The sequence below is a fragment of the Stenotrophomonas africana genome (genome assembly GCF_013004645.1).
GTDB classification, from domain to species: domain Bacteria; phylum Pseudomonadota; class Gammaproteobacteria; order Xanthomonadales; family Xanthomonadaceae; genus Stenotrophomonas; species Stenotrophomonas africana.
On record NZ_JABEME010000013.1, the window covers coordinates 24,638 to 38,766 of the forward strand.

The 14,129-nt window shown below is 67.4% G+C and carries 9 protein-coding genes; 3 read left to right on the forward strand and 6 right to left on the reverse strand.

Annotated features, from left to right (window positions below; translation table 11 throughout):
- Positions 1-42 precede the first annotated feature (42 nt).
- Complete coding sequence (waaA, locus tag HLA98_RS18225; RefSeq protein ID WP_057500340.1) at positions 43-1,341, reverse strand: lipid IV(A) 3-deoxy-D-manno-octulosonic acid transferase; 1,299 nt, start codon at positions 1,339-1,341, stop codon at positions 43-45.
- 60 nt (positions 1,342-1,401) lie between these two features.
- Here waaA and HLA98_RS18230 point away from each other — a divergent pair, with 60 nt between their 5' ends.
- Entirely contained in the window at positions 1,402-2,319 is a 918-nt protein-coding gene (locus HLA98_RS18230) for an LpxL/LpxP family Kdo(2)-lipid IV(A) lauroyl/palmitoleoyl acyltransferase (RefSeq protein ID WP_049444013.1), read from the forward strand.
- A gap of 100 nt (positions 2,320-2,419) precedes the next feature.
- On the opposite strand, the gene HLA98_RS18235 is transcribed toward HLA98_RS18230, so the two are convergent.
- Genes HLA98_RS18235 through HLA98_RS18245 form a run of 3 tightly spaced genes read right to left on the reverse strand, consistent with a single transcriptional unit; the run spans position 2,420 to position 5,060 of the window.
- On the reverse strand, positions 2,420-3,751 hold the full coding sequence (locus HLA98_RS18235) for an O-antigen ligase family protein (protein WP_057500339.1): 1,332 nt from the start codon (positions 3,749-3,751) through the stop codon (positions 2,420-2,422).
- Entirely contained in the window at positions 3,732-4,847 is a 1,116-nt protein-coding gene (locus HLA98_RS18240) for a glycosyltransferase (protein WP_057500338.1), read from the reverse strand. The genes HLA98_RS18235 and HLA98_RS18240 overlap by 20 nt, the downstream gene beginning before the upstream one ends.
- A gap of 15 nt (positions 4,848-4,862) precedes the next feature.
- Entirely contained in the window at positions 4,863-5,060 is a 198-nt protein-coding gene (locus HLA98_RS18245) for a zinc-finger domain-containing protein (RefSeq protein ID WP_005410967.1), read from the reverse strand.
- A 421-nt stretch (positions 5,061-5,481) separates the two neighbouring features.
- On the opposite strand from HLA98_RS18245, the gene HLA98_RS18250 reads away from it, so the two are divergent.
- Positions 5,482-8,826 (forward strand): GH92 family glycosyl hydrolase, encoded by a 3,345-nt coding sequence (locus HLA98_RS18250; RefSeq protein ID WP_057500337.1) that lies wholly within the window; start codon positions 5,482-5,484, stop codon positions 8,824-8,826.
- Entirely contained in the window at positions 8,823-9,566 is a 744-nt protein-coding gene (locus HLA98_RS18255) for a basic secretory protein-like protein (protein WP_057500336.1), read from the forward strand. The genes HLA98_RS18250 and HLA98_RS18255 overlap by 4 nt, the downstream gene beginning before the upstream one ends.
- A gap of 524 nt (positions 9,567-10,090) precedes the next feature.
- Here the strand turns inward: HLA98_RS18255 and HLA98_RS18260 are convergent.
- Together HLA98_RS18260 and HLA98_RS18265 are read right to left on the reverse strand one after the other, a co-directional pair.
- Complete coding sequence (locus HLA98_RS18260) at positions 10,091-12,382, reverse strand: NADP-dependent malic enzyme (RefSeq protein WP_032129106.1); 2,292 nt, start codon at positions 12,380-12,382, stop codon at positions 10,091-10,093.
- 229 nt (positions 12,383-12,611) lie between these two features.
- Complete coding sequence (locus tag HLA98_RS18265) at positions 12,612-13,955, reverse strand: dicarboxylate/amino acid:cation symporter (protein ID WP_005410972.1); 1,344 nt, start codon at positions 13,953-13,955, stop codon at positions 12,612-12,614.
- Positions 13,956-14,129: the final 174 nt, after the last annotated feature.

The window sequence follows — 14,129 nt, forward strand, 5'->3', positions numbered from 1 at the left end:
AGTCGATCACGTCAGCCGACCGGCCTGCTGCCGGTAGGCGTCTCAGCTCCGCGGTGGCGGCAGATGCGGCGCGACCAGCGCCAGCGTGCGCTGCAGGGCGCCCCGGCCATTGCTGACCAGCGTGCAGCCAGCGCGCGCCATGTCCTGGCGCGCCTGTACATCGTCGAGCAGGTGCTGCAACAGGTCGCCGACCGCCTGCACGTCCTCGCCGATCAGCAGTGCGCCGGCCTCACGCATGCGGCGCGAGATCTCAGCGAAGTTGTGCAGGTGCGGGCCGGTCACGGCAGCGGTGCCCATCGCCGCCGGCTCCAGCAGATTGTGGCCACCGATCGGCTGCAGGCTGCCGCCGACAAACGCCACCTGCGCGCAGGCATAGAAGGGCATCAGCTCGCCCAGAGTGTCGATGACGAACACGTCGGTGTCGGCCTCGGGCCACTGCTTCGCGCGCCGGGTGGCCACGTTCCAGCCCTGTTCGCGCGTCAGCGCCTCTACCTTCGGGAAGCGCTCGGGATGACGCGGCGCCCACAGCAGCAGCAGGTCGGGATGCTGCTGGCGCAGGCGACGGTGCAGGTCGACCACCGCCTGTTCTTCGCCATCGTGGGTACTGGCGGCGATCCACACCGGACGCCCGGCCGGCACGCGGGCGTGGAACTGCTCGACGAAGCTCTGCACGTCCGGCGTGGCGATGTCGAACTTGAGGTTGCCCAGCGCCTGGACCTGCTCCGGGGCAGCACCCAGCTGCACGAAGCGGTCCGCGTCGTCCTGCGACTGCGCGGCCACGCAGGTGACCGTACGCAGGGCGCGCCGGATCAGCGCCGCCAGCAGCCGGTAGCCGCGCAACGAGCGTGCAGACAGGCGCGCATTGAGGATGTAGACCGGAATGCCCCGGTCACGGCAGCCGAACAGCATGTTCGGCCATAGCTCGGTTTCCAGGATCAGCGCCAGGCTGGGCTGGAAGTGACCGAGGAAGCGGTTGACGCTGCCGGGCACGTCGTACGGCAGGTAGACGTGGTCCAGCGCATCGCCCCACAGCGCTCGCACGCGCTCCGAACCGGTCGGGGTGATGGTGGTGATGACCCAGCGGATGTCCGGGCGCTGCTCGCGCAGGGCGTTCACCAGCGGCGCGGCGGCATTGACCTCGCCCACCGACACCGCGTGCAGCCAGACCCGTGGCTGGCCGGTCGGCTGTGGATAGGAGGCGTAGCGCTCGTCCCAGCGCCGGAAGTACTCACGGACCCGGAAACCGCGCCAGACCAGGTGATACACGGTGATCGGCAGCAGGATGTAGAGCACGACCGAATACAGGCCGCGCAGGATCCATTCGACAGGGTCTTTACGCATGCGGCAAGGATACGGGAGCCCCCCGGGAAAGACACGCGGCCGCCTTGGTAGAATGGGGCAATGTCCGATGCCACCACCGCCGTCCGCCCGTCGCTGCGCGATCCGCGCAACTGGCCGATGTTCGCCGCCATGTTCGGCGCCTTCGCCATCGCCCGCCTGCCGTGGATGCTGCAGCGTGCGCTGGGCCGGGGCGTCGGCTGGATCACCTGGCGCCTGCTCGGCAGCCGCCGTCGCGCCGCCGAGGTCAATCTGCAGCTGTGCTTCCCCGAAAAGGATGAAGCCTGGCGGCAACGCCTGGTACGCGACAGCTTCGATGCGCTGGGCGTGGGCGTGTTCGAGTGCATCCGTGCCTGGTGGGGCAGCATCGACCGCATCCGCCCGCAGGTGCAGATCGAAGGCCTGGAGCACCTGCGGCAGATGCAGGCCGAAGGCCGTGGCGTGCTGCTGGTCTCCGGCCACTTCATGACCCTGGAGATGTGCGGCCGCCTGCTGTGCGACTACGTCGACCTGTCCGGCATGTACCGCAAGCACAAGAACCCGGTGTACGAATGGGCGGTGAAGTTCGGCCGCCTGCGCTATGCCAAGGCGATGTTCGCCAACGAGGACATCCGCGCCACCGTGCGGCACCTGAAGAAGGGTGGCTTCCTCTGGTATGCACCGGACCAGGACATGCGTGGCAAGGACACCGTGTTCGTGCCGTTCTTCGGCCACACCGCGTCCACCATCACCGCCACCCACCAGCTGGCGCGGATGACCGGTTGTGCGGTGATCCCGTATTTCCACCGTCGCGAAGGCGGCAGGTACTTCCTGAAGATCGGTGCGCCGCTGGAGAATTTCCCCAGCGAGGACGTGGAAGCCGATACCACGCGGGTCAACCAGGCCATCGAAGAGATGGTGCGCGAAGCGCCCGACCAGTACTTGTGGATCCACCGTCGTTTCAAGCGCCAGCCGGGTGGCCGGAGCGACTTCTACAAATAACCGGATGCGGTGGAAGGGCCGGCGTGCTCATGGTAGTCGCCAACCTTGGTTGGCGCCGATGAACCGGGGCTGGTCCCAAGGAGCCAACCAAGGTTGGCAACTACTGCATCGGCGAAGACTCGTCCGATTCGCGTGCCAGCAGGCTGCCGGCGAACAGCGCTGCCAACAGCACGGTAAGCCCCCCCCAGAACGCCGAATAGAACGCCAGGTGGGTGTTGAGCGGGAACACCGTGACCGCCAGCGCCAGCATTGCCGGCCGCGCACGCTCACGGGCAACGGCTGGCGCATAGCGCCATGCCCGCCAGGCCTGGGCCACCGCCGCCAGCCACAGCAGCAGGCCCAGCACACCGGTTTCTGCCAGGATTTCCAGCACGATCTGATGGGCGTGCAACGCAGGGGCATTGCCCCACACCGCCGGTCCCTCATCGGCCACGCAGGCCGGATAGGCATCGCGGAAACCGCGCGCGCCGACCCCGTTGACCGGGTGCGCCTCAATCATGCAGACGGCCGCTTCCCAGATCCGCGCGCGACCGGACAGCGCTTCGTCGACACCCCGTTCGCCTCCATCCCAGGCCATCGCCGTACGTGCAAAGCGTTCGCGCAGCTGCGGAACGCTGGCGGTCAGCACCCCTGCCCCGAGAACAGCGACCATCGCCAGCACCGCCAGCCGTTTCCAGCCGAACTGGCGTACGCCGCTGTAGCCCAGCACCAGTGCGAAGGTGATCCACGAGGCACGCGAGCCGGCCAGCAGCAGCACGCTGCCCAGCGCTGCCGCAGCCAGCAGCCAGCCCGTATTGCCAAAGCGCCGCGCGGCGGGCAGCAGCAGGAACGGCGACAGGCTGGCCAGCACCTGGCCGAACTTCAGGTTGCACGGCCCCAGTGCGCCACTGAGGCGGTCGGCCACTGCAGCCTCGTCGGCCGGGCACAATGCATGGCCGCTCACCGCCAGCTTCAGCTGCTCCAGTGACCAGAACCACGGGCTGGTACCCGCTAGCGCCTGCACCAGCGCATCCAGCGTCCACGCAGCGGTGATCAACGCGAGGCCACCGAAGGTCAGCCGCCTCCGCTCCGGCGTGGCCACCGCGATCGCCACCAGCCACATGAAGGGCAGGTAGCGCAGGCCGGCGGCCGCCTTCGTCCACGACGCTGCCGGATCGATCGCATCAAACGCCGAGAATGCCTGCGGCAGCCAATAGCCGAGGAACAGGATCGAGGTCAGCGCCCAGGCTGCCGTGCTCAACAGGTGCGGGCGGCGCTGCAGGCGGCGCATGACCATGCGCGCGGCGGCGTAGACCGCGCCAAGACCGAGCACGGTTTCAGCGATGCCCGGCAACGGCCACAGCGCCACGTACGCCAGCACCCACCAGGGTGCCCAGCGCCCGGCGCGGTCGTCGCGCACGGTGACGGCGGGGTCAGCCGGCGAGGTCGGCATAGAGGCGGAGGGTATCGCGCTGCATGGCCTGCAGGGTAAACGGGATGCGGGTCGGCAAGGACGGCGGCTGCGCCAGCAGGGCCAGCGCACGTTCACCCAGCGCGCGTGCATCGCCCAGCGGCACCGCGCCAGTGGGCTGCAGCTGCCGAAGCAGTTCGCCAACGCCACCATGATCCCAGCCCAGCACCGGACGGCCGACCGACAGCGCCTCGACCACGGTGCGGCCGAATGCTTCGGGCTTGTCCGACAGCTGCAGCACAAGATCGCTGGCTGCATAGGCCTGGGCGATACGCGCGGTCGGCGTGCTGATCTGCACGGCGTCGGTCACGCCGAGCACGGCCGCCTGCCGGCGCAGGTCGGCCACGTAGGCTTCGCGGCCGGGTTCATCGGTGCCCAGCATCCACAGCTGTGCCGGCACACCGGCCGCGCGTACATCCGCCAGCAACTGCAGCGCATGAACATGTCCCTTCAGCCGGGTGCCCCGCCCCGGCAGCAGCAGCAGCGGGCCCTCAACCTGCGCCAGCCACGGGTAATCGGCTGCCAGCGCCAGTCGTGGCCGGCGGTCGGCGCGGGCCACGCGCGGAAACTGTGCGACATCGACGCCGCGCGGAATCACCTGCAGCTTCGCTTCGGGAACCGTCGGATAGTGCCGCTGCACGTAGTCGCGCACGCTGTTGGACACGCAGATCACGCGTTCACCGCTGGTCATCACCGCGCTGTAGCGACTGGGCGAATTCAGCCCGTGCACGGTGGTCACCCAGTGCGGCCGCTGTGCGGCGGGCATGGCACGGATCGCGTACAGGCCCAGCCAGGCCGGCAGTCGCGAACGGGCATGCACGATATCCGCGCCCACTTCGGCGAACAGGCGGCGCAACGTCGGCAGGTGGCGCAGGGTCAGCAGCGACTTGCGGCCGATGTCGAGGTTGAGGTGCTCGGCACCGCTATCGAGCAGCGGCTGCACCAGGCGGCCACCGGCGGAGACCACCAGCGCACGATGGCCGGCAGCGACCAGGGCCGCAGCGATTTCCAGGGTCGAGCGCTCGACGCCGCCGGAGTGCAGCGCCGGCAGCAACTGCACCACGGTCAATCGGCGCATCGAAGGGGCGGCCGCTTAGTCGGCCAGCACGAACACGGAACCGCAGTACGGGCACTGCGCTTCGCCATTGGGCTCGTCTTCGATCGGCAGGTACACGCGCGGATGCGAGTTCCACAGCGCCATTTCCGGGGTCGGGCAGCTCAGCGGCAGATCGCTGCGGTGCACGGTGTAGCGCTTCTCGGCGTTGGCGGGCGCGGTGGCGGTATGGCTCATGGCGGATGTCGATGAACGGGTTGCGAGGCCTGTGATTCTAGCATCCGGGCCGCCCCGACATTGCGCAACAAGAGGTCTTTGCGTGTACCGGGCCGATTCCCTGCGACCCTGCACGCCACCTCGGGATAAGGTGCCGACGGGAATTCCCGACCGATCCTGCAGGTTAACGGCGTGAAACCACCGACAACGATATTTCCCGCATTTGGATCGAACTAAATGGCACTTGTCAGGTTGCCACGGCTGTTGCAGGATCGGGCCAGGTCGTGAACCGGCCTGCCCCAATCCGACCCGATCGCATGGCCCGCCCCCACCGGACCGGCATCGCCTCTTCCACTGCCATCCCGGCGGGCGGAGCGATGCTGTCCGTGGTGTCCGCCGATGCGGGTTCTGCCCGCCGCCTGCCCTTCCGGGAGACCCTTGCATGACCCTGTCCGATCCACGCCGCGCCCTGCTTCCGCTCGCTCTGGCCCTGGCCTGTGCGACTACCGCGATGCCGGTGCTGGCACAGGGACTGCAGACCTCCTTCGAGCCCGGCGAACCTGCCCCGTCGCAGGCCGCGGGTGCACTGCAGGTGACGATCGGCAACGGCCCTGCGGCGCCTTACGCCGCCAAGCGCAATGCGGGCTACAGCGGCCTGCATGCACTGCGCTACCGCAGCGAAGGCGGCAGCGCGCGGCGCGAGCTGTTCAAGACCGACCTGCCGATCGAGGCCGATACCACCCTGTCGTGGCTGGTGCTGCCGGAGATCGTCGGCAAGGACACCGTGGCCTCGACCTATGTGTCACTGGACCTGCTGCTGGACGATGGCAGCCGCGTTTCGGCCGGTGCGGCGCGTGACCAGCATGGGGTGGCGATCGGCGCACGCGCGCAGGGCGAGTCGAAGACGCTGTACCCGCAGCAGTGGGCGCGCAAGGCAGTGCGGCTGGGCGACGTACCCACGCTGAAGGGCCGCCGCGTGGTGGCGATCGAGCTGGAGGTGGCCAGTGCCGAGGGCGCGCCGGTGTCCGGCTGGATCGATGACGTGCGCCTGGACGCAATGCCGCGACAGCAGCCACAGCGCGTCTCCGACTGGGTGCTGACCACCCGTGGCACCCAGGCCAACGGCACCTTCTCGCGCGGCAACAATTTCCCGGCCACGGCAGTGCCGCACGGGTTCAATTTCTGGACCCCGGTGACCGATGCCAGCGCACTGAACTGGCTGTACCGCTGGAACGAACATAACGACGCACAGAACCGTCCGCAGCTGCAGGCGCTTGCGCTGAGCCACCAGCCCAGCCCGTGGATGGGCGACCGCCAGACCTTCCAGGTGATGCCCTCGGCCAGCCGTGGTGTGCCGGACGCCGACCGCCGCAAGCGCGCGCTGTCGTTCGATCGCAGCCATGAAAGCGCGCGCCCGTATCGCTACGACGTGCGCTTCGACAACGGCATCGCTGCCGCCATCGCGCCGACCGATCATGCTGCGCTGTTCCGCTTCGACTTCCCCGAGGGCGGCGACGCCAACCTGCTGTTCGACAACGTCGATGCACGCGGTGGCCTGACTTTGGACGCCGCCACGCAGACGCTGTCCGGCTACACCGACACACGCAGCGGCCTGTCCAACGGCGCCAGCCGCATGTACGTGGTGGCCCGCTTCGACAAGCCGTGGCGCGGCAGTGGGCGCCTCGACACCGGGCGCCCGACCGGTTACATCAAGTTCGATGCCGGCAGCGACCGGCGGGTGACCATGCGCATCGCCACCTCGCTGATCTCGATCGAGCAGGCGCGGCACAACCTCGCGCTGGAAATCGCCGTGGCCGATACGCTGGAAAGCGTGGCCGGCCGCGCGCAGGATGCGTGGGACGCGCGCCTGGCGCGCTTCGACATCGGCGATGCCAGCGACGACCAGAAGACCACGTTGTATTCCAGCCTGTACCGGCTGTTCCTGTACCCGAATTCCGGCCACGAGAACGTGGGCAGTGCCGCCGCACCGGAGTGGCGCTACGCCAACCAGGCCAGCGCCAGCGATGACAACACCGAAGGCAGCGCGACCCGCAGCTACGCCGCCGTGCGCGATGGCAAGGTGTTCGTCAACAACGGCTTCTGGGACACCTTCCGCACCACATGGCCGGCCTACGCACTGTTCACGCCCGAGGATGCCGGGCAGATGGTGCAGGGCTTCATCGAGCAGTACCGCGCCGGTGGCTGGATCGCGCGCTGGTCGTCGCCGGGCTACGCCGACCTGATGGTCGGTACCAGCTCGGACGTGGCCTTCGCCGATGCGTGGCTGAAGGGCATCGGCGACTTCGATCCGGCCGAGGCCTACACCGCCGCGCTGAAGAACGCGACCGTGGTCCCGCCCGACCGCCATGTGGGCCGCAAGGGCATGGACCGCTCGACCTTCCGTGGCTATGCCAGCGCCGACGTGCACGAAGGCATGTCGTGGACGATGGAAGGCGCGCTCAATGACTTCGGCATCGCCAACATGGCCGATGCCCTGGCCAAGCGCGCGGCCACGCCGGCCGCACGCGAGCGCTACAGCACCGAGGCCGACTACTTCCGCCATCGCGCCGCCAGTTACGCGACGATGTTCGATCCGGCGGCCGGCTTCTTCCAGGGCCGCAAGGCCGATGGCCGCTGGCGCGTGGACGCCAAGGACTACGACCCGCGCGTGTGGGGCCACGACTACACCGAATCCAATGGCTGGACCTTCGCTTTCACCGCCGCCCACGATGGCGAGGGCCTGGCGGCGCTGTACGGTGGCCGCGAGAAGCTGGCGGCGAAGCTGGATACCTTCTTCGCCACACCGGAGACCGCGGACCCGGCACTGGCCGGTTCCTATGGCGGCACCATCCATGAGATGACCGAAGCACGCGACGTGCGCATGGGCATGTATGCGCACAGCAACCAGCCGGCGCACCACATCCCGTGGATGTACCTGTATGCCGGGCAGCCGTGGAAGACCCAGCAGCACGTGCGCGAGATCCTGTCGCGGCTGTATGTCGGCAGCGAGATCGGCCAGGGCTACCCGGGCGATGAGGACAACGGCGAGACCTCGGCATGGTACGTGCTTGCTTCGCTGGGCCTGTACCCGCTGCGCATGGGCGCCCCGGAGTACGTGATCGGCTCGCCGGCATTCGAGCACGCACGGGTGGAGCTGCAGGGTGGTGCCGTGCTGACCGTGAACGCGGCCAACAACTCGCGTGAGAACGTCTACGTGCAGTCGCTGAAGATCAACGGCCAGCCGTGGACGAAGACCTGGGTGCCGCACGAGCTGATCGCCAAGGGCGCGACCCTCGACTTCGTGATGGGACCGCAGCCGTCGCGCTGGGGCAGCGGCGTGGATGACGTGCCGCGTTCGTTGACCGCGCGCGGGCAGCGCCCGCAGCAGCTGCACGACCTGCTGGGCAGTGGCGCGAAGGCGACGTCGGCCGATGGCCGTGCCCTGCCCGCGCTGGTCGATGACGATGCCGGCACGACGGTGGGCCTGGGCGGCGGTGCAACCATCGCGCTGACCGGCCTGGCCGAGGGCACCCCGACCATGTACACGCTGACCAGCGGTGACGGCCGCATCCTGGGCGGTGAGTGGACGCTGGAAGCACGCAACGGCAGCGGCAGCTGGGCAGTGCTCGACCAGCGCAGCGGCGAAGATTTCGAATCCGCCCGCCAGACCCGTCCGTTCCGCATCGCCAGACCCGGTCGCTACAGTGAGTACCGCCTGCGCCTGGCGGCACCGGCACGGCTGCCGCTGGCGGAGATCGAACTGTTGGCGGCCGGCACCGTACAATGAGCGGCATGCGCTTCCGTCTTCTGCCACTGGCCCTTGTTGCCCTGTCCTTCCCAAGTTTCGGCCAGACCCAGGCGTTCGATACGCAGCTGACCCGCGACGGTGTGACGCTGAACTACCAGGATGCCCGTGGCGCCCTGGCCGCGCCGCACCGCAAGCGGGTGATCGATACGTTCTTCTTCGCCTACCTGCGCGAACGTGCGGACTTCCACCCGGCAGCGCCGTCGATGGTGCGCATCGTGATCGATCCGGCCTACACCGGCATCGCCTTCGTCGGTGACAAGGACCAGGCAGCGACGATCACCATCAATCCAGGCTGGCTTGCGCAACACCCGAACGACATCGACCTGGTCACCCATGAGGCGATGCACATCGTGCAGGGGTATCCCGGCTACGGCGATACACGGGTACCGGGCTGGCTGGTGGAAGGCATCGCCGACTACGCGCGCGACCGCTACGGCATGGACAATGCCGCCGCAGGCTGGGCACTGCCGGGCAAGGTCGAGAAGGGACAGAACGTCGACAGCGGCTACCGGGTGACCGGCGCGTTCCTGAAATGGGCCGAGGCCGAGTATCCCGGCCTGGTGCTGGCGCTGGACAAGGCCCTGCGCGAAGGCCGCTATACGCCTGCGCTGTGGCAGAAGCACACCGGCAAGGCACTGCAGGCGCTGTGGACGCAGTACGCCAAGCCACGTTCGGATGCACCGCCGCCGGCGCCGGCGCGCCGCGGCAAGCGGCACTGACTGGGTGGTCAACTGGGTATTGGGGCGACTGGGTAGAGTCGACTGTTAGTCGACTGCCCTTGATTCAGCCACCGAAAACCCCGCGCTTCGCGCGATAGTCGACCAACGGTCGACTCTACCCCGCTGGCTTCTACGCCTCAGCGCGACTGCACGAAACCGGCATACAGCGCGAACAGCTGCTGGAAGTACCGCCGCGTCACTCGATTGCGCATGACACCCTCGCCCATGAAAAGTTGGTCGGGCCCAGGGTGGGAAGGCCGGTCCGGTCCCTTCCCACGGCCAGGCCGCGTGGGCGTATTGGGCCGCAGCGGCGTTGCAGGCACATGACCGGGTTGCGTAGCGCGTGTGGCAGCGGTGGGACCGGCATCGGGACCGGTAGAGTCGACTGTTAGTCGACTATCGCGCGATCGCGCGGGATTTTCGGTGGTTTTACGAAAGGCAGTCGACTCTACCCGTTTCCGCTTTGCGGAAACAGAAACGCGCCCCGTGGGGCGCGTTTCTGCAGATCGAATCGGAAAGAAGGCTTAGGCCTTCTTTTCCGCTTCCAGCTGCTTGCGAATCTGCGCATCCACCGCCGCAATGGCGGTCATGTTCAGGATCCGGCGCGAGGTCGCGCTGGTGGTCAGGATGTGCACCGGCTTGTTCACGCCCATCAGGATCGGGCCGATCGCCACGCCGTCGGTGAACACACGCACCAGGTTGTAGGCGATGTTGGCCGCTTCCAGGTTCGGCAGCACGAACAGGTTGGCGCGGCCCTGCAGGGTCGAGCCCGGCAGCAGCTTCTGGCGCAGCGCTTCATCCCATGCGGTGTCGCCCTGCATTTCGCCATCCACGTTCAGACGCGGGTTGCGCTTGAGCAGCAGCTCACGCACCTGGCGCATCTTCAGCGCATCCTTCGAATCGTGGCTGCCGAAGTTGGAATGCGACAGCAGCGCCACCTTCGGCTCGATGCCGAACAGCTTCATGCGGTAGGCCGCCTGCAGGGTCGCTTCGCACAGCTGCTCGGCAGTCGGGTCTTCCTGCACGTGGGTATCGACGAAGAAGAACACGCCCTGCTGGTTGATCACGCCGGTCATCGCCGAGGTCGAGGTGACCTTCGGCTCCAGCGGCAGCACGCTGCGCACGTAGCCCAGCTTCTTGTGGAAGCGGCCAACGATGCCGGTCAGCATCGCATCGGCTTCGCCACGGGCGACCATTACCGCCGCGATCAGGGTCGGGCGCGAACGCATCAGGTTCTTCGCCGCGGCCACGGTCACGCCACGACGGCCGGTCAGGCCATGGTAGTACTGCCAGTATTCGTTGAAGCGCGGGTCGTCGTTGATGTTGGTGACTTCAACGTTCTCGCCGATCTTCAGGCGCAGGCCCAGGCGCTCGATGCGCGACTCGATCACTTCCGGGCGACCGATCAGGATCGGGTGCGCCAGGCCGTCATCGACCACGTTCTGCACCGCCTGCAGCACCACTTCCTCTTCGCCTTCGGCGTACACCACGCGCTGCTTGTCGCTGCGCGCGCGGTCGTAGACCGGCTTCATCATCAGGCTGGTGCGGTAGACGAACTGGGCCAGCTTGTCGCGGTAGGCGCCCATGTCGTCGATCGGGCGCGAGGCCACGCCCGAGTCCATCGCGGCCTGGGCCACGGCGGCCGACAGCTCCACCAGCAGGCGGCGGTCGAACGGACGCGGAATCAGGTATTCACGGCCGAAGCTCGGGGTCTCGCCGCCGTAGGCCGAGCCCATGTCGGTGGCCGCACGACGGGCCAGCGCGGCGATGGCGCGCACGCAGGCGATCTTCATTTCCTCGTTGATCGCGGTCGCGCCCACGTCCAGCGCACCGCGGAACAGGTACGGGAAGCACAGCACGTTGTTGACCTGGTTCGGGTAGTCCGAACGGCCGGTGCCGATGATCGCGTCCGGACGCGCGGCGCGCGCCAGTTCCGGCATGATTTCCGGGGTCGGGTTGGCCAGCGCGAAGATCACCGGATCCGGCGCCATGGTCTTGACCATGTCGGCAGTCAGGATGCCCGGCGCCGACAGGCCCAGGAAGATGTCCGCGCCGTCGACGATCTCGGCCAGGGTGCGCTTGTCGGTGTCGCGCGCATAGCGCTGCTTTTCCGGATCCAGGTCGGTACGACCGGTGTGGATCACGCCCTCGCGGTCGAAGGCCAGGATGTTTTCCGGCTTCAGGCCCAGCTGCACCAGCATGTTCACGCAGGAAATGCCGGCTGCGCCCATGCCCGTGGTCGCCAGCTTCACTTCCTCGATCTTCTTGCCGGTGATCGCCATCGCGTTGAGCACCGCCGCACCGACGATGATCGCCGTGCCGTGCTGGTCGTCATGGAACACCGGGATCTTCATGCGCTCGCGCAGCTTGCGCTCGACCACGAAGCATTCCGGCGCCTTGATGTCTTCCAGGTTGATGCCGCCGAAGGTCGGCTCCAGCGAGGCGATGATGTCGACCAGCTTGTCCGGGTCGGTCTCGTCCACTTCGATGTCGAACACATCGATGCCGGCGAACTTCTGGAACAGCACGCCCTTGCCTTCCATCACCGGCTTGCCGGCCAGCGCGCCGATGTTGCCCAGGCCCAGCACCGCGGTGCCGTTGGAGATCACCGCCACCAGGTTGCCGCGGGCGGTCAGCTCGCTGGCCTGCTGCGGGTCGGCCTTGATCGCTTCACAGGCGTACGCCACGCCCGGCGAATACGCCAGCGACAGGTCGCGCTGGGTCAGCATGGGCTTGGTAGCGGAAACCTTGATCTTTCCCGGCGGGGACATCCGGTGGTAATCGAGGGCGGCCTGTTTGAAATCTTCGTTGGACATCGATGTGGGTTACATGAATGGGCAGAAGGGACAGGGGATCATACCCCCGTTGGAGCGTCTGGACCTGTCGCTATCCTGTCGCAACCATGCTGCGACCGCACAATTCCGTGCCGTATGCGACCCGAGCCCAGACCAGCATCGGCGCTACCCATGACAGTCATGGGACGCCATGAAGCGCCGCGGGGCCGTACCACTGTCGTGATCGGCCCCGCGGTACCACACACCTGGATCAGCCCTTGGCCGGCAGCGCCTCGGGCAGTGCGTCCACCGGCGGTGGCAGCTCGCTTTCGCGGCCATCCAGCGCCAGCTGCAGGCGGTTGCGGTCCAGCGCGCCTTCCCAGCGCGAGACCACCACGGTGGCCACCGCATTGCCGATGAAGTTGGTCAGCGAGCGGCATTCGCTCATGAAGCGGTCCACGCCCAGGATCAGCGCCATGCCGGCCACCGGCACTTCCGGCACCACCGCCAGCGTCGCGGCCAGGGTGATGAAGCCGGCACCGGTGACGCCAGCGGCGCCCTTGGAGCTGAGCATGGCGACCAGCAGCAGGGCGATCTGGTGGCCCAGGGTCAGTTCGGTGTTGGTGGCCTGGGCAATGAACAGTGCCGCCAGGGTCATGTAGATGTTGGTGCCGTCCAGGTTGAACGAGTAGCCGGTCGGGACCACCAGGCCCACCACCGACTTGCTGCAGCCGGCACGTTCCATCTTCTCCATCAGCGACGGCAGCGCCGACTCCGACGAGGAAGTACCCAGCACCAGCAGCAGTTCGGCCTTCAGGTAGCGCGCCAGCTTGAACACCGAGAAGCCGCACAGTCGGCAGACCACACCGAGGATCACCGCCACGAACAGGAACGCGGTGAGGTAGAAAGAGCCCACCAGCCACGCCAGGTTGACCAGCGAACCGACGCCGTACTTGCCGATGGTGAAGGCGATTGCGCCGAAGGCACCGATCGGGGCGGCCTTCATCAGGATGTGCACCAGCTTGAACACCGGGGCGACCAGCGCCTCCAGGAAGTTCAGGATCGGCTTGCCCTTCTCGCCCACCGATGCCAGCGCGATGCCGAACAGCACCGCGATGAACAGCACCTGCAGGATGTTGCCGTCGACGAAGGCGCTCACCAGCGTCTTCGGAATGATGTCCATCAGGAAGCCGACCAGGGTCAGGTCGTGCGACTTTTCGACGTAGCTGTGCACCGCGGTCTGGTCCAGCTCGGCCGGGTTGATGTTCATGCCGGCGCCGGGCTGCACCACGTGCGCCACGATCATGCCCACGATCAGTGCCAGCGTGGAGAAGAACAGGAAGTACGCCATCGCCTTGGCGAACACCCGGCCCACCGTACGCAGGTGGGTCATGCTGGCGATGCCGGTGACGATGGTGAGGAAGATCACCGGCGCGATGATCATCTTCACCAGGTTGATGAAGGCATCGCCGAGCGGCTTCATCTTCTCGCCGATCAGCGGTTCGTAGTGGCCGAGGATGGCGCCCAGGACGATCGCCACGATCACCTGGAAATACAGCTGGCGGTAGATCGGCAACGGCTTTGCAGGCGCCGGGGCTGCGGTCGGGATGTGCATGGCGGACTCCGGAAGGGGCGTTTTCAGGCACGTACGGCCCCGTGACAGCACGGGAACCGTTACCGTGGAAACTGATCGCAGGCCCTGTGCTGCACGCGCAGGAGGTGCGACCAATGGACGCCTTTGTACGCGCCGGGCACGCCGGCGCAGATAACCTATTGGTACTAGCCCCCC

Excerpts from the sequence above, each read along its gene's own strand:
- HLA98_RS18265 (WP_005410972.1), bottom strand. The coding sequence starts at position 13,955 with ATGCACATCCCGACCGCAGCCCCGGCGCCTGCAAAGCCGTTGCCGATC.
- waaA (WP_057500340.1), bottom strand. The coding sequence starts at position 1,341 with ATGCGTAAAGACCCTGTCGAATGGATCCTGCGCGGCCTGTATTCGGTC.
- HLA98_RS18260 (WP_032129106.1), bottom strand. The coding sequence starts at position 12,382 with ATGTCCAACGAAGATTTCAAACAGGCCGCCCTCGATTACCACCGGATG.
- HLA98_RS18255 (WP_057500336.1), top strand. The coding sequence starts at position 8,823 with ATGAGCGGCATGCGCTTCCGTCTTCTGCCACTGGCCCTTGTTGCCCTG.
- HLA98_RS18245 (WP_005410967.1), bottom strand. The coding sequence starts at position 5,060 with ATGAGCCATACCGCCACCGCGCCCGCCAACGCCGAGAAGCGCTACACC.
- HLA98_RS18240 (WP_057500338.1), bottom strand. The coding sequence starts at position 4,847 with ATGCGCCGATTGACCGTGGTGCAGTTGCTGCCGGCGCTGCACTCCGGC.
- HLA98_RS18250 (WP_057500337.1), top strand. The coding sequence starts at position 5,482 with ATGACCCTGTCCGATCCACGCCGCGCCCTGCTTCCGCTCGCTCTGGCC.
- HLA98_RS18230 (WP_049444013.1), top strand. The coding sequence starts at position 1,402 with ATGTCCGATGCCACCACCGCCGTCCGCCCGTCGCTGCGCGATCCGCGC.
- HLA98_RS18235 (WP_057500339.1), bottom strand. The coding sequence starts at position 3,751 with ATGCCGACCTCGCCGGCTGACCCCGCCGTCACCGTGCGCGACGACCGC.